Origin of the sequence: Streptomyces sp. GC420 (genome assembly GCF_009916105.1) — a bacterium.
In the GTDB taxonomy this organism is placed as follows: Bacteria; Actinomycetota; Actinomycetes; order Streptomycetales; family Streptomycetaceae; genus Streptomyces.
Map to the genome: position 1 here is coordinate 1 of NZ_JAAAXQ010000094.1, position 22486 is coordinate 22486.

General features: G+C 71.3%; 23 protein-coding genes. 8 read left to right on the plus strand and 15 right to left on the minus strand.

Features of this window, described 5'->3' with window-relative positions:
* Positions 1-116 precede the first annotated feature (116 nt).
* From GUY61_RS14385 to GUY61_RS14400, 4 genes are all read right to left on the minus strand, one after another.
* Complete coding sequence (locus GUY61_RS14385; RefSeq protein ID WP_166630535.1) at positions 117-1133, minus strand: hypothetical protein; 1017 nt, start codon at positions 1131-1133, stop codon at positions 117-119.
* Positions 1134-1337: 204 nt separating this feature from the next.
* On the minus strand, positions 1338-2117 hold the full coding sequence (locus GUY61_RS14390) for an HAD-IIA family hydrolase (RefSeq protein WP_166630536.1): 780 nt from the start codon (positions 2115-2117) through the stop codon (positions 1338-1340).
* A gap of 91 nt (positions 2118-2208) precedes the next feature.
* Positions 2209-3081, minus strand: coding sequence for a hypothetical protein (locus GUY61_RS14395; protein WP_166630537.1), 873 nt, complete (start codon positions 3079-3081; stop codon positions 2209-2211).
* Between the two features lie 226 nt (positions 3082-3307).
* The gene (locus tag GUY61_RS14400; protein WP_166630538.1) at positions 3308-4600 is read right to left on the minus strand and encodes an ROK family protein; all 1293 of its coding nucleotides are present in this window, start codon (positions 4598-4600) and stop codon (positions 3308-3310) included.
* Positions 4601-4656: 56 nt separating this feature from the next.
* Between GUY61_RS14400 and GUY61_RS14405 the strand changes: the two genes are divergently transcribed.
* The gene (locus GUY61_RS14405) at positions 4657-5757 is read left to right on the plus strand and encodes a Gfo/Idh/MocA family oxidoreductase (RefSeq protein ID WP_166630539.1); all 1101 of its coding nucleotides are present in this window, start codon (positions 4657-4659) and stop codon (positions 5755-5757) included.
* Positions 5754-6284, plus strand: a complete 531-nt coding sequence (locus GUY61_RS14410) for a heme-degrading domain-containing protein (protein ID WP_243766458.1) — start codon at positions 5754-5756, stop codon at positions 6282-6284. Before GUY61_RS14405 ends, GUY61_RS14410 begins: the two co-directional genes overlap by 4 nt.
* A 34-nt stretch (positions 6285-6318) precedes the next feature.
* Here GUY61_RS14410 and GUY61_RS14415 read toward each other — a convergent pair whose 3' ends face one another.
* From GUY61_RS14415 to GUY61_RS14425, 3 genes are all read right to left on the minus strand, one after another.
* Entirely contained in the window at positions 6319-7179 is an 861-nt protein-coding gene (locus GUY61_RS14415) for a membrane protein insertase YidC (protein WP_166630540.1), read from the minus strand.
* A gap of 155 nt (positions 7180-7334) precedes the next feature.
* The gene (locus GUY61_RS14420) at positions 7335-7652 is read right to left on the minus strand and encodes a DUF6412 domain-containing protein (protein WP_166630541.1); all 318 of its coding nucleotides are present in this window, start codon (positions 7650-7652) and stop codon (positions 7335-7337) included.
* Between the two features lie 193 nt (positions 7653-7845).
* Entirely contained in the window at positions 7846-8601 is a 756-nt protein-coding gene (locus tag GUY61_RS14425; RefSeq protein ID WP_313896661.1) for a class E sortase, read from the minus strand.
* A 161-nt stretch (positions 8602-8762) separates the two neighbouring features.
* Between GUY61_RS14425 and GUY61_RS14430 the strand changes: the two genes are divergently transcribed.
* Both GUY61_RS14430 and GUY61_RS14435 read left to right on the plus strand, forming a co-directional pair.
* Complete coding sequence (locus GUY61_RS14430; protein ID WP_166630543.1) at positions 8763-9758, plus strand: SEC-C domain-containing protein; 996 nt, start codon at positions 8763-8765, stop codon at positions 9756-9758.
* A gap of 228 nt (positions 9759-9986) precedes the next feature.
* Entirely contained in the window at positions 9987-10343 is a 357-nt protein-coding gene (locus GUY61_RS14435) for a DUF805 domain-containing protein (RefSeq protein ID WP_166630544.1), read from the plus strand.
* 99 nt (positions 10344-10442) lie between these two features.
* Here GUY61_RS14435 and GUY61_RS14440 read toward each other — a convergent pair whose 3' ends face one another.
* The 3 genes from GUY61_RS14440 to GUY61_RS14450 form a co-directional block, all read right to left on the minus strand.
* A complete protein-coding gene (locus GUY61_RS14440; RefSeq protein WP_166630545.1) occupies positions 10443-11468 on the minus strand; it encodes a YDG/SRA domain-containing protein in 1026 nt (341 codons plus the stop codon).
* 201 nt (positions 11469-11669) lie between these two features.
* Positions 11670-12362 carry an ATP-binding protein gene (locus tag GUY61_RS14445; protein ID WP_243766459.1) on the minus strand — a complete coding sequence of 231 codons (693 nt, stop codon included), beginning with the start codon at positions 12360-12362 and terminating at the stop codon, positions 11670-11672.
* Entirely contained in the window at positions 12359-12916 is a 558-nt protein-coding gene (locus GUY61_RS14450) for an ATP-binding protein (RefSeq protein WP_243766460.1), read from the minus strand. Before GUY61_RS14450 ends, GUY61_RS14445 begins: the two co-directional genes overlap by 4 nt.
* A 249-nt stretch (positions 12917-13165) precedes the next feature.
* Between GUY61_RS14450 and GUY61_RS14455 the strand changes: the two genes are divergently transcribed.
* On the plus strand, positions 13166-14017 hold the full coding sequence (locus GUY61_RS14455) for a helix-turn-helix transcriptional regulator (RefSeq protein ID WP_166630546.1): 852 nt from the start codon (positions 13166-13168) through the stop codon (positions 14015-14017).
* Between the two features lie 13 nt (positions 14018-14030).
* Entirely contained in the window at positions 14031-14222 is a 192-nt protein-coding gene (locus GUY61_RS14460; RefSeq protein ID WP_166630547.1) for a hypothetical protein, read from the plus strand.
* A 144-nt stretch (positions 14223-14366) separates the two neighbouring features.
* Here GUY61_RS14460 and GUY61_RS14465 read toward each other — a convergent pair whose 3' ends face one another.
* Positions 14367-14912, minus strand: a complete 546-nt coding sequence (locus GUY61_RS14465) for a GNAT family N-acetyltransferase (protein ID WP_313896662.1) — start codon at positions 14910-14912, stop codon at positions 14367-14369.
* Positions 14913-15139: 227 nt separating this feature from the next.
* Between GUY61_RS14465 and GUY61_RS14470 the strand changes: the two genes are divergently transcribed.
* Positions 15140-15442 (plus strand): hypothetical protein, encoded by a 303-nt coding sequence (locus GUY61_RS14470; RefSeq protein WP_166630549.1) that lies wholly within the window; start codon positions 15140-15142, stop codon positions 15440-15442.
* 171 nt (positions 15443-15613) lie between these two features.
* Here the strand turns inward: GUY61_RS14470 and GUY61_RS14475 are convergent, their stop codons facing one another.
* Positions 15614-16912, minus strand: coding sequence for a DUF445 domain-containing protein (locus GUY61_RS14475; protein WP_166630550.1), 1299 nt, complete (start codon positions 16910-16912; stop codon positions 15614-15616).
* A 1308-nt stretch (positions 16913-18220) separates the two neighbouring features.
* Here GUY61_RS14475 and GUY61_RS14480 point away from each other — a divergent pair.
* A complete protein-coding gene (locus GUY61_RS14480) occupies positions 18221-19546 on the plus strand; it encodes an SGNH/GDSL hydrolase family protein (RefSeq protein ID WP_166630551.1) in 1326 nt (441 codons plus the stop codon).
* 48 nt (positions 19547-19594) lie between these two features.
* Here the strand turns inward: GUY61_RS14480 and GUY61_RS14485 are convergent, their stop codons facing one another.
* From GUY61_RS14485 to GUY61_RS14495, 3 genes are all read right to left on the minus strand, one after another.
* A complete protein-coding gene (locus tag GUY61_RS14485) occupies positions 19595-20317 on the minus strand; it encodes a DUF1707 domain-containing protein (RefSeq protein ID WP_166630552.1) in 723 nt (240 codons plus the stop codon).
* 106 nt (positions 20318-20423) lie between these two features.
* Positions 20424-21506, minus strand: a complete 1083-nt coding sequence (locus tag GUY61_RS14490) for an ATP-binding cassette domain-containing protein (RefSeq protein WP_166630553.1) — start codon at positions 21504-21506, stop codon at positions 20424-20426.
* 10 nt (positions 21507-21516) lie between these two features.
* Positions 21517-22395, minus strand: coding sequence for an ABC transporter permease (locus GUY61_RS14495; RefSeq protein WP_166630557.1), 879 nt, complete (start codon positions 22393-22395; stop codon positions 21517-21519).
* Positions 22396-22486: the final 91 nt, after the last annotated feature.

Here is a 22486-nt window from a genome sequence, read left to right on the forward strand (position 1 = left end):
CGGCCCCACAGCCAGAGCCCGATCAGCAGCAGGAGCCCGGCCAGCGCGGGCAGCAGCCTGCCGGACGCGGGCCGGTGCTGTTCTGGCATCGTCGCGCGCTCCGTCGGCCGTGCGTGTCAGTCGCGGTGGGCGCTGCCGCTGCCGCGGCGGTTCCGGAGTGCGCGGCCGGCGACGGCCGTGACGGCGGCGCCCGCCAGGGCCAGGCCGACCAGGCTGTGCGGGGTGCCGGGGCCGTCGTCGGCGGCCTCCGCGGCGAGGCGTGCGGTGCCGCTGATCTCGGGAGCCACGACTTCGGACCGGGGGGCCTCGACGACCTCACCCGCGGGCTGTTCACCGCCGAGCCGGGCCGTGCCGCCGCCTCCCGCGCGGACCGGGGCGGTGGGGCTCGCGTGGTGCTCCGCGTCCGGCTCATAGCCCCTGGCCGACTCCTTCTCGGCCTCCTTCTCCAGTTCCTCGGCCTCTTCTTCGAGCCGGTCCAGTTCGTACTCCTGCCCGAAGCCCTCATCCTGGCCGTAGTCCTGCGTCTGCTCCTCCCCCCGTTCACCCGGCTCTGGCACCGGCACGGGAACCGACCCCGCCCCCGGCTCCTCGTCCGGCGCCGTCATCGGCTGGTCCCCGGCCTCCGGCTCGCGCTGCCCCTCCTGCCCCTCCTGCTCCTGCTTCTCTCCCTGCTCGCCCTCCTCCCTTTCGCCCGTGTGGGCGCTCGCGTCCGGGTCGGCGCTCGCGTCCGGGTCGGCGCTCGCGTCCGGGTCGGCGTTCCGGTCCCTCTCCTCGCTCTCGTCGCTCTCCGACACGACGGTGAAGGCGCCGGTGGCCCTGCCCTTGCTCTCCGCGCAGGCCACCTCGACGTCGTAGGTGCCCTCGGCGACCGAGGACTTCACCGTCGCCTCGGCGAACAGAGCACCGCCGGCGGCGGGAGCGAAGAGGGCGTCCACGACGAAGGCGCGGGATGTACCCACGGCCGCCCTGCCCCCGCACAGATCGACCCGGAGGCCGACGTCCTTACCTGCCGTGACCGAGGAGGGTGTCACCTTGAGCGTCCCCTGCGCGTCTTCGTCCGCCGCATACGCGGGGTGCGCGGCGGCGGGAAACGCGAGGGCCGCGAAGGCGGCCGCCCCCGTACAGAGAGTCATTCTCCTTGAGCTCATCGTGAACCTCCTGCCTCCAGTAGGTTCACGCACCGGGCCGCCCCTCGCATCCGGAGCGCGTTGTTACCAACGCGTACTGCCCCGTACGGCCCGCACGGCTCACACCTTCCGCCACGCCGGGATCACCCCGTGCGGGGACTGGCCGCGGCCGGTTCCCCTGCGGGCCGTCGCCGCGGGCCCGCGGGCACGTCAGATGCGATCGACGAGATCGGCGATGGAGTCCACGACCTTGGACGGCCGGAAGGGGTGGCGGTCTATCTCCTCGGGCCGGGTCAGCCCGGTCAGCACGAGGTAGGTCTCCATGCCCGCCTCCAGCCCGGCGAGGACGTCCGTGTCCATCCGGTCGCCGATCATCGCGCTGGACTCCGAGTGCGCTCCGATGGCGTTCAGCCCGGCGCGCATCATCAGCGGGTTCGGTTTGCCCACGAAGTACGGCTCGCGGCCCGTGGCCTTGGTGATCAACGCGGCCACCGATCCGGTGGCGGGCAGTGCCCCCTCGGCGGACGGCCCGGTCTCGTCGGGGTTGGTGGCGATGAACCGGGCGCCGGCGTTGATAAGACGCACCGCCTTCGTCATGGCCTCGAAGCTGTAGGTCCGGGTCTCTCCGAGCACCACGTAGTCAGGGTCGTGGTCGGTGAGCACGTAACCGATGTCGTGCAGGGCCGTGGTCAGCCCGGCCTCGCCTATGACGTAGGCGGTGCCGCCGGGGCGCTGGTCGCTCAGGAACTGGGCCGTCGCGAGCGCCGAGGTCCAGATGTTCTCGACCGGCACGTCGAGCCCCATGCGGGCCAGGCGGGCGTGCAGGTCGCGCGGCGTGTAGATGGAGTTGTTGGTCAGTACGAGGAAGGGCTTGCCGGACTCGCGCAGGCGCTTGATGAACACTTCGGCACCGGGGATGGGGATGCCTTCGTGGATGAGGACGCCGTCCATGTCGGTGAGCCAGGACTCGATCGGCTTGCGCTCTGGCACTGGACTGTCTCCGCTCTGCGTGGCCGACTTTCAACTTCACCCTAGCCGTGGCGGCCCCGCGCGGGTCCTCGTCGTCCACAGCCCAGGAAGATCAGTATGAAGATCGGTCCGCGCTTCCCGCTGTCCCGCCACCGGCGGGCCCCGGGGCGCCGCCGCCGCGTGCCCTGCGCAGGAATTCGCCGAGCAGGCCCAGGAGCACGGCGGCCGACGCGAGAGCGGCGAGTACCGCGGGCGACGGCCGCCCGGTTGCGGCGAGTTCCGGTGAGGAATCGCTGTCGGCCCGCTCCTCGCGCGCGACGGTGAACGCGTAATCGTCCGACTCCCCCACCCAGTCCCCGTCGTCGCGCCGCCGCTGCACGGCGGCGACCGTGGCCCGTACCCGCCAAGCACCGTCCCCTGCCACCGCCTCCGGCCCGAATCCCATGCGCAGCCGCACCGGGACGGTGTCCGACGGGGGAACGACGAATCCGGGGAAGCCGTCGCCCAGTACGCCGATGTACTCGTCCTGGTCGCTCGTCTCCAGCGGGACGGGGCGCCAGGTGTGGACGTCGGGGGCGTAGTACTCAAGGCGAATCTGCTCCGGGCGCATGGCGCGGTGCTGGTCGACGAGTACGACGACGGGGTGAATCGCCCGGCAGGCCTCATCGGTCGTGTTGTGCAGTTCCACGGTCCAGGTCCGCCGGGAGCCGCCGGCCGTGTAGGTGTCCGGAGCGTCGCCGGGGATCCGCGCGGCAAGCGGGAACCGGACGCTGTCCGGGTCGCCGCACACGGTCGCGGCGGAGGTCTCGTCCGCCGCGACCGCCCCGGCCGTCGCGAGAAGGGAGAAGTGCGCGAGTGCCGCGGCGGCGCACAGGCCGCACAGGGCCGACCGCTGCCGCCGGTATCCGTTGAATCTGCTGAATCCGGTGGGGAAGGAGCGGGGGATGGAGCGGGGGATGGAGGCGGTTCGCGTCCGTCGTCGCATGGAGAGAGCCCTGCCGTATCGCTCGAGTCGCCGGTCGTGACCTGGCCCGGAGCCTGCCACGACCGTCCGCGCGATCCGGCGCGCCACGGGAGCGTACGGCCGATCGGCGTGCGCCCCGTCACCCGCCCGGAGCCCCGTTGCGGCAGCCGGGGCCGGCCCGTCCCGCCGCACCCGACCGTCGCGGCCGGTCCGGCCCGGGCTCGGTCGCCCGGCCCGGTCGCCCGGTTCAGTCGGTGCGGGACGCGGGGAACACGGCGTCGACGCGCCCGAAGAGCGGCGCGAGCACCAGCTGCGCGGCTCCGTCCGCGACCAGCCGCGGACCGCCCTCGGCGACGGTCACCGGTATGCCGTCGCTCTGCGCGCGTGCCCGCAGTGCGGCCTGCACTCCGCCGACGTACGCCTCCTCGTCGGCCGTGACGACCCGGCCGCCGAGCAGGACGCGGTCGATGTCGAGCAGGCTGATGAGGTTGGCCGCGCCCTCGCCCAGCACCCGGGCCGCCCCGGTGGTGTCCCCGCGGGCGACCGCGGCGAGGCAGAGGGCCTCGATGCAGCCGTGGTTGCCGCAGCTGCACTCGGGCCCGTCGAGCTGGATCACCTGGTGCCCGAACTCACCGGCGCCGGTCCGCGCGCCTCGGTGCACGGTGCCCCTGAAGACGAGTCCGGCGCCGAGTCCCGTCCCGAGGTGGAGGTACGCGAACGAGTCCGCGTCTCCTTCCTCGAGTGCGCAGCCGAGCGCGGCGGCGTTGGTGTCCTTGTCCAGGACGACCGGCAGGCCGAGCCGTGCGGCCAGGGCGTCGCGCAGCGGATAGCCGTCCCACTCCGGGAAACCGGTGACGCGGTGCAGCACCCCTGTCCTGTGGTCCAGCGGGCCCGGCATGGCGACCCCGACGCCGAGGACGTGCTGCCGCGGCGGGGCGACCGGTCGGGCGCCGGCGCCCCCAGGTCGGCCGTCCCCAGGTCGGGCGCCCCCAGGTCCGCCGTCCGCCGGCTCGGAGGGCTCGGACGGCGCCGGGGACGCAGAGGTCCCTGGCGCTTCGGCGGCCTGGGGGCTGCCGTGCCGGCGCGGGCCCGGCAGCCCGGCGGCGAGCAGGGCTCCGACCTCCCGCACCGCCGTGCCGAGCACCACCTCCGCGCCGGCGCCCAGGTCGAGCGGTGCGTGCCGTACGGCGACCGTGGCCCCGGAGAGGTCCACCAGGACCGCCGTCAGCTCGTCCCGGTCCAGGTGGAGCCCGACCGCGTGCCCCGCGTGCGTGACCAGCCGCAGCAGCGTGCGGGGCTTGCCGCCGGTCGAGGCACGGCGCCCGGCTTCGGCCGCGAGTCCCTCCGCCCGCAGCCGGGCCGTGATCTTGCTGACCGCCTGAGGGGTGAGGCCCGTGCGCTCGGCCAGTTCCAGTCTGCTGATGCCCTCTTCGCCCGCGGATCGCAGCAGCCCCAGCACCAGGGCCGCGTTGTGGCTGCGCAACGCCGGGAGGTTGATTCCGGCGCTGCCACTGCGTGAGCCCTGATTGGTCCTGTTCACAGACCTATTGTCCCCGTCGCTTGCACTTTGGCAACAGCGTTGCTTAAGTGGTTCGCATGACTGGCACCGGCAACGGCACCGCCCCTCTGCGCGTCGGGCTCGTGGGCTACGGCCTGGCGGGCTCCGTCTTCCACGCTCCGCTGATCTCCGCCACCGACGGGCTCGTGCTCGACACGGTGGTCACCTCCAACCCGGAGCGGCAGCGGCAGGCCGCCGCCGAGTTCCCCGACGTACGGTTCGCGGACTCCCCGGCAGAACTGTGGAGGCGCGCCGGCGAACTCGACCTGATCGTCATCGCCTCCCCCAACAAGACGCATGTGCCCGTTGCCACGGCCGCCCTGCACGCCGGTCTGCCGGTCGTCGTGGACAAGCCGGTCGCCGCCACCGCCGCCGAGGCCCGGACGCTGGCCGCCCTCGCCGAGGAGCGCGGCGTGCTGCTGTCCGTCTTCCAGAACCGCCGCTGGGACAATGACTTCCGCACCCTCCAGCAGCTCATCGCCGACGGCACACTCGGCGAGGTGCAGCGCTTCGAGTCCCGCTTCGAACGCTGGCGGCCGCAGCCCAAGGGCGGCTGGCGGGAGTCGGGCGACCCGCGCGAACTCGGCGGCCTGCTGTACGACCTGGGCAGCCACGTCGTCGACCAGGCCCTCGTCCTGTTCGGCCCGGCCGTCCGTGTCTACGCCGAGTCCGACGTACGGCGTCCCGGCGCCGAGGCCGACGACGACACGTTCATCGCCCTCGCCCACGAGAACGGCGTACGTTCCCACCTCCACGTCAGCGCCACCACCGCGCAGCTCGGCCCCCGCTTCCGCGTGCTCGGCAGCACGGCCGGCTATGTGAAGTACGGCCTCGACCCGCAGGAGGGCGCCCTCCGCGACGGGCTGCGCCCCATGGCGGGCGTGCCCTGGGGCGAGGAACCCGAATCCTGCTGGGGCCATGTCGGCGCCGACGAGTCCCCGCTGACGGGCGGCGGCAAGCCGGTTCCGACCCTGCCGGGCGACTACCTCGCCTTCTACACCGGCATCGCGACCGCCCTGCGCGACGGCACCGCGCCCCCGGTCACGGCCTACGAGGCGGCCGCTGCCCTGGAGGTACTCGAAGCCGCCCGCGCCTCGGCACGCGAAGGCCGCACCGTCACCCTGGACGGTGGCGCATGATGGCGGTCGACCCCGTGGCCGGGGAGCTGATTCCCGTCCTGGAGGACCAGGAACGCCTGCTGGTCCTCCCGCGGTTCACCCATGAGGACGCCTGGCACCTCGGCAGCCTGCTCAGGGAACTCGCCCTGGAGCGCGAGGCTCCCGTCGCCATCGACATCCGGCGCGGCGGACAGCAGCTGTTCCACTGCGCGCTGCCCGGGTCCAGCCCGGACAACGACGCCTGGATCGACCGCAAGCGCCGCGTCGTCGAGCGGTACGGCGAGAGCAGCTATCTCGTCGGCACCCGCTTCCGCGCGAAGGGGACCACCTTCGAGGACTCGTCCCGCCTCGACCCGGACACCTACGCCGCGCACGGCGGGGCCTTCCCGGTCGCCGTCGAGGGCGCGGGAGTCATCGGCACGGTCGTGGTGTCCGGCCTGCCGCAGGCCGAGGACCATGCCCTTGTCGTCGAGGCGCTGGAGCGGCTGCTCGCCACCCAGCGGCCGGCCTCGCCCGGCCGTGGCGCGGGCGTCCTCCCGCTCCCGTGACGGCCGAGCTCGACCGGCGGGCGAAGGCGGGCCCTCACCGCTTCCTGCCGCCCTCACCGCCCCCGGGGCCCCGGCTGTCCCCGCGGCCCTCAGAGTTCCCGCCGAGTCCGGCCCCGCCGCGTCCGGCGGTGTCCCGGAGCAGCCAGGCCCTCTCGACGGCGGTCCATGTGGTCGTCGTCGCCAGGTAGAGCCCGGCCGCCAGGGGCACCACGGCGGCCGTGACCAGCGAGGCGAAGGACAGCCAGGGCAGCATCCTGAGCATCCCCGCCGCCGGACCGGCACCGGCACCCGCGCCGACGGGGCCCGCCGCTCCCACGCCGATGCCGAAGCCTGCCGCCGCGTCCGCCCCGGCGCCCGGACCCGCTACGGCCGCCGCCCGCCTCGCCCGCAGGAACGTCCAGGTCGCCACCGCCCCGATGACGGTGAACAACCCGATGAACACCACCCCCTGGGCTCCGAACACCCCGCCCTCGCCGAGCGCGTCCGCCCACCGCGCCCCCAGCGGCGCCGCGAACAGCTCGTGCCCGAGCAGGTCATTGGCCTTCCCGCCGATCTCCGCCGACGTGAACAGGCGGTACATCACGAAGAACACAGGGAGCTGGACCAGCATCGGCAGGCAGCCGGCCAGCGGCGAGACCTTCTCGCGCTCGTGCAGCTCGACGATCGCCCGCTGCAGCCGCTCGGGGCTCTTCGCGTGCTTGCGCCGCAGCTCCGCGTACTTCGGAGCGAGCCGCGCCCTGGCCTTCTCCCCACGCACGGCCGCTCTCGCGAGCGGGTGCATCGCGCCCCGTACGAGCATGGTGAACAGGACGATCCCGGCGGCGGTCGCGGATGCCGCGAAGAGCGGTTCGAGGCAGGTGGCGAGGCGGGTGACCAGGTCGGCGAATACGGACATGCTGAGCCCTCCGGGGGTCTCGTCGTGCCGGAAAGAAGCTGATTCGGCATGACGGCCCGCCATGGGGCTGCCGGGGAGAGGCCGGGAAAAGCCCGGGAGCCACCCGGCAGGCGTCCGAGGAGGGTCCGGGAAAGGTCCGGGAAAGCTGCGCGCCCCTAAGCGGCCGTCGGAACGAGACGCCCCGGGGCCCGGGGCCGCGGCCGGCCGGCCGCGTCCGGGTCGCGCTGCGACAGGAAGGCCGTGCGCCGCTCACGGTCGCGGATCGCCGTACGTATTCGGGTCGGCGGCACGGAGGGGGCCGCCAGGCCCGCGACGAGGGCGAGAACGGCGACGGCGGCCAGGGTGACACCCACAGCGGCTGCGGCTGCGGCCGCGACGGTCAGCACGCCCGCGAGGCCGCTCTGGACCAGGAAGAGCTCGGCAAGCAGGAAGACCAGCAGACCGAAGTGCCGCGCCCGCGCGGATGCGATCATGCGTCCCTCCCCTGCCGCTCCTCATTCGCCCGCCCGGCTTCCGGCCGGGACCCGGTCACCTCTGTCAACGCCCGCCGCGGGCACCCGGTTCCCGCGCTTTCACCCCGGACCGCCGCGGACCGCCGCAGACCTTCTCGGTCACGCCGGTTCATCCGGGCGGGCGCCCCGGTAGCCGGTCGCACGGGCGGCCCGCTCATCTCGGTTCCGCGGCCCTGAGCCGCCCCCACACCACCAGCCGGTACCTGCTCGTGTACTCCGGGGTGCAGGTCGTCAGCGTGATGTAGTAGCCGGCCTCCCCGAACCCGTACCCCCGCCGGACCTCGCTGCGCGGCACGCTCCCGATGACCGCCGTGTCCCGCGGCGAGGTCTGCGGCAGTGTCCGCTCGACGACGTAGGTGAAGCTCGCGCGTGCCGTCTCCACCTCGATCCGGTCGCCGTTCCTGAGCCGGTTGATGTACCGGAAGGGCTCGCCGTGCGTATTGCGGTGCCCGGCGAGCGCGAAATTGCCGGGCTCGCCCGGCTGCGCGGTCCCGGGATAGTGCCCGACGTACCCCTTGTTCAGGACCCCCGCCCTGCTGATGCCCTGCGCGACGGGCGCGGTCAGCCCGATCCGGGGGATCCGGATGACGGCGTACGCCTGGTCCCGGCGCGGCGCGTCCGCCCCGCGACCACCGCCACCTTCGCCGTGGCCCTTGCCGGAAGCCGGGGAGCGGGAGCCGCCCGCCCCCTCCTGGTTCTCCGCGCCCGGCGCACCCTCGCGGCCCTCCCCCTCCTCCGTCCGTGCGGGTGCTTCGTCCCACTGCTGTTGCAGGGCCCGCACCTGCCGTTCCATGCCCGCCATGGCCCGCTGGTCGGTCCACCACAGCTGGTGCACGACGAACAGGAGCACCAGCACCCCCGCGGTGACCGTCAGCTCGGCCGTGACCCACAGTCCGCGCAGTCCGCGCACGGCAGCGGCGCGCCCGCGCCGTGCGCGTCGCCCCTGCACCACCACCGGTACACGTGCCGTTCGCCGCGGGTCCACCGGTCTCCCTCCGACCGGCCGCACCATAGACGTCAGCCCCTCAAGGCACCAGCCATCCGACGCCGTACGGCAGTACGGTGTGTCGCATGCCGACCGAGTCCCACGCAACCCACGCAGCCGAGGCCGAGAACCTCGAGCGAACCGCCGAGCGTTACCCGTCGGACAGCGAACCGCTGCTGCTGAAGGCCGCGGCCCACTGGGAGCTGGCCGGCGAACGCGCCAAGGCCACCGCCATCTACGACCGGCTCCTCGCCGACAGCCCGGGCAACCCCCAGCTGATCAAGGCCCTCAACGCGGCGAACCTCTGGGAGTACGGCCACGAGGCCGAGGCCCGCGCGATCATCGACGGCCTCCGCACGGCTGGCCCCGCCGACGCCGCCACCTGGGAGATCATCGCCGAGACCCTGGAGAACCACGACGAGCTCCAGGCCGCCGCCGACTGCTTCACCGCGGGCGCCGCGCAGCTGATCGACGGCGACGAGGTTCCGTACGAGGCCGGACTGCTTCTCGTCGGCCGCCACCGCGTACGCCGCCTGCTCGGCGTCCCCCACGACGACTGGGACGCACTTGCCGACGCACACCACCCCGGCAACGTTTCCCTCGACGAACTGCACGACCCCAAGCGCCTGTGGTCCCTCGGCTCCGAGAACCCCGACGAGCTACGCGCCGAGATCGCCCGCCTGCGCTCCGAACTGGGTACGCACCGGGTGGCGCTGTCCCGGCCCTTCCCGGTGGCGGTCCTGCACTGGCCCAAGGACGAACTCGACGAACTCCTCGCCTCCTACCCCTCGCTGGCCTCGGAGTACCCCTCGCACACCGAGCACCTGGCCCGCATAGAGGCCTCCCTGCGGGACCTGGCGGCCTCCGGTACCGAGAACCTCGGGATCGTCTCCGCGACGGTTCCCTCGTACGAAGCCTTCGCCGCCTCCGAGGCCGCCTCCCCCGCGGACCCCGACCTGCTCCCCCAGTACGCCACCACCCTCGCCTCCCGCGCCCGGGCGACGCCGTGGCCGCCGCCCCGCAACGCACCGTGCTGGTGCGGCAGCGGTACGGCGTACAAGGACTGCCACGGGACGCCGTAACCGGCGCGTCCCGCCCCCCTTCGCGGCGCGTGTCCCAGCCCCTTCCGGCGGCCGGGACACGCGCCGCACTCGTCTCATCACCCGACCGTCGCCGTTGGCTCGAATCCATCGGCAGATTACGGATCAGCGCAGGTCGGATAACTTATTGACCCGTCCAGGTCAATCCGCGTAGATTCCGCGCTGGCTTGATCTGTTCGGACAAGTCTTCGCAACCCTTGGGGGGGACCCATGAACTGGTACCTGGATGTCATCAAGAAGTACGCCGTATTCACCGGGCGGGCACGCCGCCAGGAGTACTGGATGTTCTTCGTGTTCAACCTCGGCATCAGCCTCGTGCTGTCGATCATCGACGCCGCCGTACTGGGCACCAACGTCCTCGGCCTGGTCTACGCCCTCGCCGTGTTCCTCCCCAGCCTCGGCGTCGCCGTCCGCCGCCTCCACGACACGGGCCGCTCGGGCTGGTGGATCCTCATCGCCCTCATCCCGCTGATCGGCGTGATCGTCCTCATCGTCTTCCTGGCGACCGAGGGCAACCAGGCCGGCGACAAGTACGGCCCCAACCCGAAGTTCGCCCCGACGGCCTGAGGCCTACGGGCCGGCGGCTCGTCAAATCGCTTATACGGTGGCCCGTCAGCCAAGCGCTGGCGGGCACCGTCGCATGAGCTCTCACGCAGACGACGACTGCTACGCAAGCTCAGGCGACCGGCCGCGCCAACGGCGGCGATGCTGGCGGACGAATTGGATCCCGATTTCGTGCCCCACAGTCGATCGCAGCCGACCGACACACTTCAGCGTCAGCCCATCTATGACATTCAAGTCATCACTTATATGTAGCGCCCCTCGGTCGAAGCGAGCGTGACAGTTAGGGCACAGACAAAGAACGTTTTCTATGACATCAGGGCCACAATGGGGCTTGCCGAGTGCCTGTATGTGAGCCGCCTCGCTGTAGGCGACGCCAGCAGGCGAAACGAGCATGCGCAGATTGCAGATCTGGCATGTGTCGTTGTGTAGAGCCTTCACCCTTCTGGTTACAGCGGTGTCGCGGGCGAGACGCTCCTGCATGATGTACCGCCGGGCTTGCTCCTCCACATCAGTGACTTCGAACCCCAGCGGATCGACCGGTAGGCGAGGGATCGTTTCCCCTGGCCCAATCTTCAGCAACCGGAACTGGCAGATGCGGAACCCTTCTATACCGATCGTCTCCCAATGCTCCGCCACCCGATACAGCCCTCGATACCGGTAGCCACCGGTAGCTTTGAGTCTCTTCTTGCCTCTAATTTTCAGACCTTCGATGACACGCACAGGCTTGCCCAGCGCCTGGGACATAACAAGCGCAGCGTTTCCCCGGGTGGCAAGCGACTGATCCTCCACCATCCTGCCTGTGTCCCGATCTCGTCCACCCATCCCTGTATAGATGATCTCATTGCCACGGTCGGCGTCATCGACATATCCACCCGACAAAACAATAGAATCTGCGCCCACATTGGGCGTACCCGAAATGCCGCTCCCTGACTGTCGATGCACTCCCTTGACGTTCAGTGCCACATGACTCTCGAACCAATCGCCCTCCGAAACGCCGTCTATGGAGCCGAACTTGACCGTGGTCGATCGATTAACCATGGTCACATCATGTACCTGATCAACCTCGAGAGCGGTCAGATCTGAGGTGTCAGTCCCGCCGAACACGACGACGAGACCGATCAGCAACACGACGTGGCGAGAGACGGATTACCTCGGTTCCCCCTGCGGTTGTACACCGAGCCTGCCGCTACTGCGTACTGCTTCCCGAGACCAACTGTGAGCACTTCAACCGATTCCTGGACCGTGGGCTCCTGGTCGGTACTGCCGAGAACCGCGACGTTGGCTTCTTCGCCGCAGTCGTGAGCTGAGTTCCTGCTGCACCAACGGTGATCAAGCAGTGGGGTCTTCCGCCTCAAGGTGCATCCATGCTCGGCCCAGAGCTTCTTCCGGACAACACCCATGCGCCCGGAGCCAGTGGAGGAGGTCCGCGATGATGTCGATCGCGGCCCCCTCCGCGAGGGCGAGGCTCCACTGGGCACGGGGCTCGGGTCGCGGCACCGCTTCCTCGCCGTAGATCCTGATCAGGACCTCCGCACGGTCCACGGGAGCCCCGCCCGTGTGACCCGTCGGAGAGGTCAGGCCGGTCCTCAACTCGCACCACGTCGTCTTGGTGTCCTCACCCAGGACGACGCCCCATCGTTCGGAGACGGCGTCGAGGATGGCCAGGCCCCGCCCGCTCTCCGCCTCGTCCCCCGAAGCGAGAAGGGTGGGAAGCGCCCGCGTGTCGGGGTCTCGTACCTCGATGCGAACGTGCGTCCCCTTCATGCAGAGACTGATCGTCACAGGCGTTCCACAGCCCACGTGAGTCACAACGTTGGTGATGAGTTCACTCACGCACAGCAGAGCCCGGTCTACGAGCCCAGGCAGTCCCCACTGCGTGAGGCGCGCCCTCGTCTGTCGACGCACCGCAGACACCTCCTTGGCCTCGGCCGCAAGTGCCAGTTCCCATCTCTCCCGACGCATCTCGCACCAGGGAGATGGCGCCCCGAATCCGAACGCCTCGGCCGTGATCTCCTGCGTCATCGGTCGCCCGCCCTTTCCGTGACCGGCAGGACCGCCCAGGTGCGGGTGCCCCCAGCCGGTTCGTGGGCGTCTCCGAAGCCCCAGTCGCCGTCGTGTTCGCGGACGACTTCGGGGACGAGGGAGAGTTGGCTGAGGCGACGGGCATCGCAGGCTGACGCCAGACGAGGGTGGCGGTGGCGTGCGTGCGTGTCGTGGACGACTAGGCGCAGAGAGTTGTCCCGATATCCAAGCGCGAGATGGACGTACTCACCAGCCGGAGTGAACTGGACCGCGTTCGCCACGAGTTCGCCCACCAGGAGAAGCGCAGGCTCGGTCAGCGTGCCGAGTCGGTGAACGGTGAGTACGAGTCGAGCGATGTCGGCTGCGAGCGTGGGGGCGGTGAAGGTAGAGGGCAGGGCGAGAGCACACGCCAAGTTCTCAGGCGACGGTTCGGTGCCGTCCGGCGGGGCTGGTGGGCATTGAACAACACTCCCCATCGACAACCCCACTGGCGGCACGGCCATCGGCAGCCACTCGAGGTCAGGCTGAGTGGACAAAAAGGGCACAGCTGTCATCGTCGATTCCGATCTGGTGAGGTTCCGGTGGCGGTGGCTCGCCCCCTGCCGTGCCCCTGTCTCACCCAGGAGGCAGGCAGGCATGCTCACGCCATGCACTTTTCACACGCCGAAACGTGAGTGCTTCACTACGGAAAGTAGAGGTCTCTCTGGGTGTTGTGCCACCTCTAGCTCGAAATCACCCACGTAAGTGGTACTCCGTGGAGGGGAAGCGGCAGACTGCTAGACGCCGCACAGGGAAGGAAGGCAATGCCTCCGAGGACGTCGCCGACAGAGCGTCAGAAGCGCTTGGGAGCGGAACTACGCAAACTTCGGACAGCGGCTGGCATGTCGACCGAGTCGGCTGCCGGCCTGCTGGGCCTCGACCGCACCAAGATCTCCAACATCGAGTCGGGCATCCGAGGCATAAACGCGGAGCGCTTGCGCACCCTCGCCTGCAACTGCGCCTGTGACGACCCCGCTTACGTCGAGGGCTTGGTCGCCATGGCCAACCGGGTAGGACGCAACTGGTGGGACCGCTACCGTGGCAGCCTTCCAGCGAGCATGCTGGACATCGCGGAGATGGAACACTTCGCAACCAGGATCCGCGCCGGAGTCACGGTGCACATTCCGGGCCTGCTCCAGACCGGCGACCATGCCACGGCCGTATTCCGCATGGGCGTGCCCGCGCTCCCAGAACACGAGATCGCCTTGCGTGTGGCATGGCGCCTTGAACGACAGCAGATCCTCGAACGTGAAGCACCACCCACGTTTCTTGGAGTCATCCACGAGGCGGCTCTGCGCATGCAGTTCGGCGGCCGCAAGGTAGCCTGGGCCCAACTGGAGCATCTGCTGGCGATGTCAGAGCGCGACACCGTGATCATCCGTGTGATTCCTTTCGAGCACGGTTCGTTTCCCGGCGCCGGGCAGACCGTCAACTACCTGCAAGGCCCAGTCCCACAACTGGACACCGTCCAGATCGACAGCACACATGGTGCCGAGTTCCTCTACCAAGAGGCACAGTTGGCCAAGTACCGGGCTCAACTGGACTCGATGGAGCAGGTCTCCCTCTCCCCGCTCGAATCAAGAGACTTCATCCACGCCATCGCTCAACAGCTGTGAAGGGAAACACTAGATGTCGGACATCTCTTGGGAAGCCCCGTTCTGCGCAGAGGCATCGAGCTGCTTCCGGATAGGTACCGACGACGACGGCAACGCCTACATCGCCGTCGCGGGGCAGGAGGACAACTACCTCACCGACAGTCGGGAGGCGCTGCGGACCATGATTCGTGACATCAAGGCGGGCAAGGCCGACCACTTGCTGTAGCCGGGTCGTTTTCCCAGTCCGCGTGGGCAGGGCGGCCCGGTCACACAGGAACTGCCCGGCCAGCGTCAGCGGACGGCCAATCAGCCGCTCAATGACGGTCCCCGCATCCCGTGGTGCCCGGCGGGGCCCGCCGGGCCACCGGGTTCAGGCCGCCTTCGCGCCTGGGTGGGACGGGCTGAGGAAGACCGCGACGCCGTTCTCCGTGCCCGGGAGCGGTTCGACCTCGTGCCAGCCGAGGCGGCGGTACGTGGCCATGGTGTCCGTGGCGCGGCGCGCGGTGATGAGCCAGGCGCGGGCGGACGGGGCGTCGTCGGCCAGCTCGGCGAGGAGCGTGCGGCCGAGGCCGGTGCCACGGGCGTGACGGCGTACGGCCAGTTCGTCCACCTCGAGGGCGCCGACGAGGAGTTCCTCGACGCGCTCGGGGCCGAGCTGGGTGGTGACCCTGGGGTACGAGCGGACGTCGGGCAGGGGCGCCTCGGTGATCCACGCGGTGGCGAATCCGTCGATGCCGGCGGTGGACTGGGCCAGCGCGGTCCGGAAGCCGCGGCGGGCGGCGTCGGCCGAGAGGCGGGCACGGAACTGCTGGATCGTTTCCTCACTCTCGTTCCACGGGGGCCCCGAGAACACTTCGGCGTACGCCTCGATCAGATCATCGGTGAGGTCCAGGACAGCCGGTCCGTAACAGATCACTTGTACGGGCTCCTTGCCTTCCATCGGTCATCGCTTGCGGTCGTGCCCCCCTCGCCTCCCCCAGTGTCCACGCCGTACGCGGGCGGTCTGCCGAATTCGCGCAGATTCGCCCGGAAGGGGAACGGAGGGACCGGAGGGGGAACGTGAGTGGACCGGGGAGGGACTTGGGCGGGGCGAACACGCCAGGGTTAGCGTTGACCGGCAATCGAGTAACGGAGGTTTGTGCGATGGCTGCGATTCCGACGTCCGTGGTGGCCGCCACGGGTCTGGTGGGCGGATACGGGGTGGCGCGCTGGACGAAGAAACGCCCGCTCGGCGGTGTCGCGCTCGCCGCGGCCGGGGCTGTGGCGGCGCGCGACTGGCAGAAGGGCGGCGGCAACGCGACGGCGGCCGCGCTGAGCGGGCTCTATGTCGCCGCGTTCGCCGGCTCGCACCCGCTCGCCAAGAAGGTCGGGGCGTGGCCGGCCGTCTTCACGGTGGCCGGCGCGGTGGCCCTCGCTTCGTGGGCGGCGGTGGACCGGAAGGGGTGACGCCCGGGGGCTTCCGGGTCCCGGTCCCGGAGTCTGGAGGCCGCGGGTGCGCGGCGGGGCCGTCCCGGTCGCGGGTGCGCAGGGCCTGCCGGGCCCCGTGGGCCCTGTGGCTTGGTGGCCCGGTGGGCTCAGTGGGCCGGTGGCCCGGTGGGCTCAGTGGGCCGGGCATGGTCACGCGCCGACAGCGTGCGAGATCGCGTAGATCAACAGGCCCGCCAGTGCGCCCACCACCGTGCCGTTGATGCGGATGAACTGCAGGTCGCGGCCGATGTGCGCCTCGATCTTGCGGGACGTGTGCTCGGCGTCCCACGACGCGACGGTGTCCGTGATCAGTGAGGTGATCTCACCTCGGTACGTCGTGACGACGTACACCGCCGCGTCCTCCAGCCAGCCCTCGAGCTTGGCCTGGAGCCGGCCGTCGATCGCGAGCCGCGCGCCGAGGCTGAGGAAGGAGGCGCGGGCGCGCAGTCGCAGCTCGCTGCGTTCGTCCTCGGCCGCGGCCACGATCATGCCCCGTACGGAGGACCAGACCGAGCCGATGATGTCCTGGACCTCGCCGCGGTTGAGGATCTCGCCCTTCAACCTCTCCACCCTCGCACGGGTGTCCATGTCCGACTGCAGGTCCGAGGCGAAGTCGGCGAGGAAGCGGTCGAGGGCGCCGCGGGCCGGGTGGCCGGGGCTGTCCCGCATCTCCGTGACGAAGCGCAGCAGTTCCTTGTAGACGCGCTCGCCGATCCGCTTGTCGACGAACCTCGGTGTCCAGCCGGGGGCGCCTCCCTCGACGGCCTCGATGACGGAGTCGCTGTGCAGGACGAGCCAGTCGTGGGCCCGGACGCAGACCAGGTCGACGGCCCGTCTGTGGCCACCGTCCGCGACGATCTTCTCCAGCATCCTGCCGGCGCCGGGGGCGATCTCGACGGCCTCGGCCCGGCGGGTGATGGCCTCGCCGACGACGGCCTGGACGTCGGAGTCGCGCAGGACGGTGAGGGCGCCGCGCAGGGCCGTCGACAGCTCGGACGTCACCCGGTCGGCGTGCGCGGGCTCGGCGAGCCAGGTGCCGAGCCGGCCGCCGAAGCCGACGGAGCGCAGACGGGCCCGTACGACGTCCTCGGACAGGAAGTTCTCCCCGACGAACGAGCCGAGCGAGACGCCGAGCTGGTCCTTCTTGGTGGGGATGATCGCGGTGTGCGGGATGGGGATGCCGAGCGGGTGACGGAAGAGGGCGGTCACCGCGAACCAGTCGGCGAGCGCGCCGACCATGCCGGCCTCGGCCGCGGCCGCGACGTACGCGGCCCAGCCGCCGGCTCCTGCGTTCTGGGCCCACTTGGCGAGGATGTAGATCAGCGCGACGAAGAGAAGCAGACCGGCCGCGATGGCCTTCATACGGCGGACGCCGCGGCGCTTCTCGGCGTCGGCGGGGGTGTCGGCCGCGAAGCGCGCGGCGCCGCGGCGGACGGCGCGGACGGCCATGTCCTGCACGGTGACCTCTGGGGGTCCGACACGGGGACGGGTTCCTGCCTCGGTGCCGACGCTGGCGGCGGTGCCGGTGCCGGGATCTGCTCCGCTTCGAGTACCGGTGCCGCTTCGAGTACCGGTGCCGCTTCGAGTACCGGCGCCGGCCCTCGCCTCGCGGCCGGGTCCGGCATCGGGAGCGGGGCTCGGCGTCTCTCCCGCGCCCGCTGCGCCCGGCGACGGCGCGGGCCCCGAGGCGGCACCGTCCGACGTCCGCGAGGCCGGGCCGTTCCCCGGAGCGGCTCCGGGCGATCCGGATCCCGCGCTCGCGCCGGGACGGGAGCCGGGACCCTCTGGTTCCGGGCTGCCTGGTTCCGGGCCGTCACCCGGCGTGCCGGAGGGGGCGCTGCTCGCGGGTGCACCCGAATCGGGTCCGATGGGCCGACCGGGGGCGGGGCGCCAGCCGGTGTCGGCCACGTCGCTGCCGTCCGCACCGCTGCGGCCCGCACCCGGCCCGGGACCGGGCTTGCTCGCGCCGCCGGAACCCTCTGCGCTGCCGGGGCCGGGAGTCTTCCCCGCGTTCACGCCCGGCGACGGCGCGGGACCCGAGGCGGCGTCGCCGGAGCCCGAGGCGACACCGTCGGGACCCGAGGCGGCACCGTCGGGGGCGGACGGAGCGGCGCCGGCGGTCGCGTTCCCGCGCTCGCCGGGTTCCGGGCCGGCACTGTCCGCTGCGGCGGACGGCTCCCGGCCGACGGGCGTGCCCGCTCCCCGGCCCCCGTCAGGGCGCGTGCCGCGAGCGGGGCCGGAAAGCGGCCCCGGGTCCGGGTCCGGGCCGGCGCCGAACGGTCGCGCGGCGGCCGGGCCGCCTCCCGCGTCCGGCCCGGCGCCCGTGGGGCGGCCGGGAACCTGCCCGGGGCCCGTGCCCTCGGAGGAAGGCCCCTGGCCAGGGCCCCCGGGGCCCTTCGGCTCGTCCGCGTTCATGCGATCCATCCGTCCACCCGTCCGCGCAGTCCCCCTACGCATTCCCTTCGTCTCTTCGTCCGTACCTGACTCGTCCCTACCTGACGGACTCCTGGAACGCCTTTCGAGTTCCCGGCGTCCTACTCGATGGGTCTCACGCGATGCTGCGCGAGGGGAGGGGTCCAATTCGATCTCTGCCGGGGACATGTCGCATTATTGGCTTGACCAAGATGTGGGCAGCCGTGGTCAGGCGTGGCGTCACATCGGTCTGTCGTCCGTCGTCACCCTTCGCACCATTGCTGCATTCCCTTTCTGCAGTTCGTACGGAGCCTCGGGGCTCCCACGCCCGAGGAGCACACCGGCATGACCAGGCGAGGCGCGTACGCTCTGCTGGCCGCGTTCGCAGTGGTCGCGGTGCTGGCCTCCGTCGCGATATACACCGGGTTCGTCGGCGGCCTGGGCCGGGGCCCGGAGGCCGGTCAGGACTCGGGGCAGCGGGCCAAGCCCCGCAACTCCGCGGCGCCCGCGTCCGCCGCGACCTGGGTCGGTACGTGGGCCACGTCTCCCGCAGGAGCGGAACCGAACACTCCGGACGGATACCCCGGCCAATCGATCCGGAACGTCGTGCACACCAGCATCGGCGGCAAGAGCGTCCGCATCACCCTGTCGAACCTCTACGGCCAGTTCCCGCTCACCATCACCCATGCCTCGGTCGCCGTCGCCGCGCAGCCCAGCGGCCCCGACGCGGCCGCCGGCACCATGCGGCGGCTGGCCTTCGACGGGCAGGCCTCCGTGGTGGTCGCGCCCGGCGACGAGGTGGTCAGCGACGCGGTGCGGCTGGCCGTGCCGCAGGACGCCGACCTGCTCGTGACGACGTACACGAACGTCTCCGGCGGCGGGCCCGTGACCTACCACCCGCACGCCCGGCAGATCTCGTACCTCGCGCAGGGCGACCGCACCGAAGACCTCACCGGGGAGTCGTACGGCGGCCAGACCCCGTACTGGCGCTACCTCACCGCGGTCGACGTGCTCAGCACCGACACCCGCGGCGCCGTCGTCTTCCTCGGGGACTCGCTCACCGACGGCATCACCTCCACCGTGGGCGCCAACCGCCGCTGGCCCGACGTGCTCGCCGACCGGCTGATCGCGGAGCAGGGCGGCCTGCGGTACGGCATCCTCAACGAGGGCATCAGCGGCAACCGCGTCCTCCTCTCCGGTTCCGGCCGGCCCTCCGCGAACCAGAGCGGGCTCGTCCGCCTGGACCGGGACGTGCTGTCCCGCACAGGGGTCCGTACGGTCGTCGTCGCACTCGGTGTCAACGACATCCTCCGTACGCGGCAGACGGACCCGGACGTGATCGTGGGCGGGCTGAAGGAGCTCACGGCGCGGGCGCACGCACAGGGACTGCACGTCGTCGGGGCCACGCTGATGCCCTTCGGAGGGCACCGCACCTCCACCCCCGCGCTGAACGCGGTGCGCCTCCAGGTGAACGAGCGGATCAGGGCCGGCGGGATCTTCGACGAGGTCGTCGACTTCGACCGGGCACTGCGCGACCCGGCGGCACCCGACCGGCTGCTGCCCCGCTACGACTCGGGGGACCACCTCCACCCCAGCGACGACGGTTACGCGGCGATGGCGAACGCCTTCGACCTCGGCCACCTGGAGGGATCGGCTCCGACGGAACTCTGAGCCCACCGAGTCCGGCCCGACCGGCCCCGCCGGACCCGTCCGCCCCGCTCAGTCGAGTTCCTTGCGCCTGCCCTTCTCCTCCCTCTCCTCCAGGCGGCGCTGCCTGCGCTCCTCCTTCAGCCGCTGCTTCTCCGCCCTGGTGACCTTGCGTTCCACACCGACCCCGCCCCAGAAGGCGAAGCCCGTCACCACGACGCGCGGCGCGCCCGGGTCGCCCGGCTCGCCCGCCCGGCTCTGGTCGAAGCCGCCCATGATGCCGATGCCGCGCACATCGACCTCCACGCCCGGCGGCACGATGATGTTCATCCCACCCATGATCGCGATGCAGCGGATCACGATCTCGCGCTCCTCGAACCGGGCCTCGCGCAGATCGATCTCGCCGCCGCCCCAGAAGGCGAACGACGTGAAACGGCGGGGCGCGGTCCACCGGCCCGTCCGCTGGAAACCGGACATGATGGCGACGGCCCAGGTGGATGAGGGCTCGCCGCCGATCCGCGCCGACCAGTCGCCGGGAACCGCCACCGGCCCCGGTCCCGGCACGGCACCCGGCAGCCCCGCCGAACTCACGGGCAGGTCCCGGGTCAGCGGCTCCAGTTCGGCGTACGTGCGGGACTTGTACGCCAGCTCCAGACGTTCCTGGAACTCTTCCATGTCCAGCCGCCCCTCGGCGACGGCGTCGCGCAGGCGCTCGACGACCGCCTCCCGGTCGGCGTCGGACGCACGCAGCTCGGGCAGGGGCTGACCGGAGGACTCACCGGGGACACTCGTCATACAGCCAGCCTATTAAGAGAAGCCCGCCGAACGCAGGCCCGCCCACAGTCGCCGTCGGCCCGCCCACAGTTCCCGTCAGCCCGCCTGCAGTCGCCGTCGGGGGTGCCTACAACCCCGTGCGACCCTCGTACATCCTGGCGATGACGTCCTCGATGTCCGGTTCCCGCACCGAGAGATCCACCAGTGGATACCGCGCGGCCAGCGCCGCGACCAGCGGGGCGGCCGACGCGGACGCCGGGAAGGACAGCCACTGGCGGGGACCCTCCACCCGCACCGTGCGCGCGCCCTCCACCTCCACCGGCGGCTGCTCCCGCTCCAGGTCGACGACCAGCGTCCGTTCGCTCTCCCCCACCTCGTGCAGCCCGGCCACGTCACCGTCGTACATCAGCCGCCCGTGGTCGATGACCATCACCCGGCGGCACAGCTGCTCGATGTCGGTGAGGTCGTGGGTGGTGAGCAGGACCGTCGTACCGCGCTCGGCGTTGATGTCCAGAAGGAACTCCCGGACCTTCGCCTTGCTGATGACGTCGAGGCCGATGGTCGGCTCGTCCAGGTAGAGGACCTCCGGGTCGTGCAGCAGCGCCGCCGCGATGTCACCGCGCATGCGCTGGCCCAGCGACAGCTGCCGGACCGGGACGTCCAGCAGCGCCGCGAGGTCGAGGAGTTCGACGCACCGGTCGAGGTTCGCGGTGAATCGGCCGTCGGGGATGCGGTACATACGGCGCATCAGGCGGTACGAGTCGATCAGCGGCAGGTCCCACCACAGGGTGGTGCGCTGGCCGAAGACGACGCCGATGCGGTGGGCCAGTCTCGTACGCTCGCGGGACGGGTCGAGCCCCGCGACCCGCAGCCGGCCGCCGCTTGGCGTCAGAATCCCCGTCAGCATCTTGATGGTGGTGGACTTCCCGGCGCCGTTGGGGCCGATGTAGCCGACCATCTCACCGCGCGGCACGCTGAAGGTGATGCCGTCCACCGCCCGGACCTGGTGGCGCGCGCGGCGCAGCAGGCCCGTCTTGCGGCGTACGTCGAAGACCTTCTCCACCCCGTCGAGTTCGATGAACCCCCTGGTCTCCGGCCGGCCGGCCGCTATCCCCGCCTGTGCCGCCTGTGCCGCCTGTGCCGCCTGTGCCGCCTGTGCCGCCTGTGCCGCCTGTGCCGCCTGTGCCGCCTGTGCCCCAGTGCTCTCCATAATTGTGCGCTCAGCTCCCCGTGCTCCGGTACGAACGAAGACCCGCCCGCCAGGCGAGGGCGGCCAGTGCGCAGCTCGCCACGCCGACCAGCGGCGGAAGAAAGGCGACCCAGCCGGGCAGGTCCAGTGGATAGTGGCGGTCCAGCACATACATGGCGGGCAGCCAGTTCACGAACGCCAGCGGCAGGACGAAGGTGACGCCGCGCAGCATGTCCTTGGTGAACACCGTCGGGGGATACTGCAGCAGCGTGTTCCCGCCGTAAGTGAACGAGTTCTGCACCTCGGCGGCATCCTGGGCGACGAACTGGAAGGACGCGCCGACGACGAACACCGCCGCGTAGATCAGCGCTCCGCTCAGCACCGTGACCGGCACCATGAGCACCTTCACGGGCGTCCAGTTCACGTCCACGGCGGCCAGTGACCAGCCGAGCACCAGCAGGCCCTGGGTGACACGGCCCAGCCGGCGCAGCGCGAAACGGTCCGCCGCCACCTGCGCCAGGATCGGGGCGGGCCGCACCAGCAGGGTGTCCAACGTGCCGTCGCGCACCCGGCGGCCCAGCCGGCCGGCGTTGCCCAGGGCGAGATCGGTGAGGCCGAAGGCCGTGCCCGAGGTGCCGTAGAGGAAGGCGATCTCCGGAAGCGAGTATCCGCCCAGCGCGTCCACCTGCGAGAACATCAGCATGATCGCGACGAAGTCGAAGGACGTCGCGGCGAAGGTCCCGAAGGTGGTCATCACGAACGAGGCTCGGTAGGTCATCGTCGAGCGCACCCACATACCGGCGATCAGGCGGTACGCACGCAGCCCCTCCGCGGCCGAGCGCAGCCCCTCCGCGACCGGGCGCAGCCCCTCCGCGGCCGTGGAAACGCCCGCCCTGTGGTGCGCGTCCATGCTCTGCTCAGCCGTCACATGCTCAGCCACCCTGGACCACCACCCTCCGTGTGGCCGCCGACTGCAACAGCCGGCCCGCCCCCAGCAGCGC

Coding starts and splice junctions, on each gene's coding strand:
- GUY61_RS14420 (WP_166630541.1), bottom strand. CDS start 7,652: ATGATCGCATCCGCGCGGGCGCGGCACTTCGGTCTGCTGGTCTTCCTG.
- GUY61_RS14450 (WP_243766460.1), bottom strand. CDS start 12,916: ATGACAGCTGTGCCCTTTTTGTCCACTCAGCCTGACCTCGAGTGGCTG.
- GUY61_RS14495 (WP_166630557.1), bottom strand. CDS start 22,395: ATGGACGCGCACCACAGGGCGGGCGTTTCCACGGCCGCGGAGGGGCTG.
- GUY61_RS14480 (WP_166630551.1), top strand. CDS start 18,221: ATGACCAGGCGAGGCGCGTACGCTCTGCTGGCCGCGTTCGCAGTGGTC.
- GUY61_RS14410 (WP_243766458.1), top strand. CDS start 5,754: ATGATGGCGGTCGACCCCGTGGCCGGGGAGCTGATTCCCGTCCTGGAG.
- GUY61_RS14415 (WP_166630540.1), bottom strand. CDS start 7,179: ATGTCCGTATTCGCCGACCTGGTCACCCGCCTCGCCACCTGCCTCGAA.
- GUY61_RS14430 (WP_166630543.1), top strand. CDS start 8,763: ATGCCGACCGAGTCCCACGCAACCCACGCAGCCGAGGCCGAGAACCTC.
- GUY61_RS14485 (WP_166630552.1), bottom strand. CDS start 20,317: ATGACGAGTGTCCCCGGTGAGTCCTCCGGTCAGCCCCTGCCCGAGCTG.
- GUY61_RS14460 (WP_166630547.1), top strand. CDS start 14,031: ATGTCGGACATCTCTTGGGAAGCCCCGTTCTGCGCAGAGGCATCGAGC.
- GUY61_RS14455 (WP_166630546.1), top strand. CDS start 13,166: ATGCCTCCGAGGACGTCGCCGACAGAGCGTCAGAAGCGCTTGGGAGCG.
- GUY61_RS14385 (WP_166630535.1), bottom strand. CDS start 1,133: ATGACTCTCTGTACGGGGGCGGCCGCCTTCGCGGCCCTCGCGTTTCCC.
- GUY61_RS14435 (WP_166630544.1), top strand. CDS start 9,987: ATGAACTGGTACCTGGATGTCATCAAGAAGTACGCCGTATTCACCGGG.
- GUY61_RS14475 (WP_166630550.1), bottom strand. CDS start 16,912: ATGGCCGTCCGCGCCGTCCGCCGCGGCGCCGCGCGCTTCGCGGCCGAC.
- GUY61_RS14395 (WP_166630537.1), bottom strand. CDS start 3,081: ATGCGACGACGGACGCGAACCGCCTCCATCCCCCGCTCCATCCCCCGC.
- GUY61_RS14490 (WP_166630553.1), bottom strand. CDS start 21,506: ATGGAGAGCACTGGGGCACAGGCGGCACAGGCGGCACAGGCGGCACAG.
- GUY61_RS14405 (WP_166630539.1), top strand. CDS start 4,657: ATGACTGGCACCGGCAACGGCACCGCCCCTCTGCGCGTCGGGCTCGTG.
- GUY61_RS14445 (WP_243766459.1), bottom strand. CDS start 12,362: ATGACGCAGGAGATCACGGCCGAGGCGTTCGGATTCGGGGCGCCATCT.
- GUY61_RS14470 (WP_166630549.1), top strand. CDS start 15,140: ATGGCTGCGATTCCGACGTCCGTGGTGGCCGCCACGGGTCTGGTGGGC.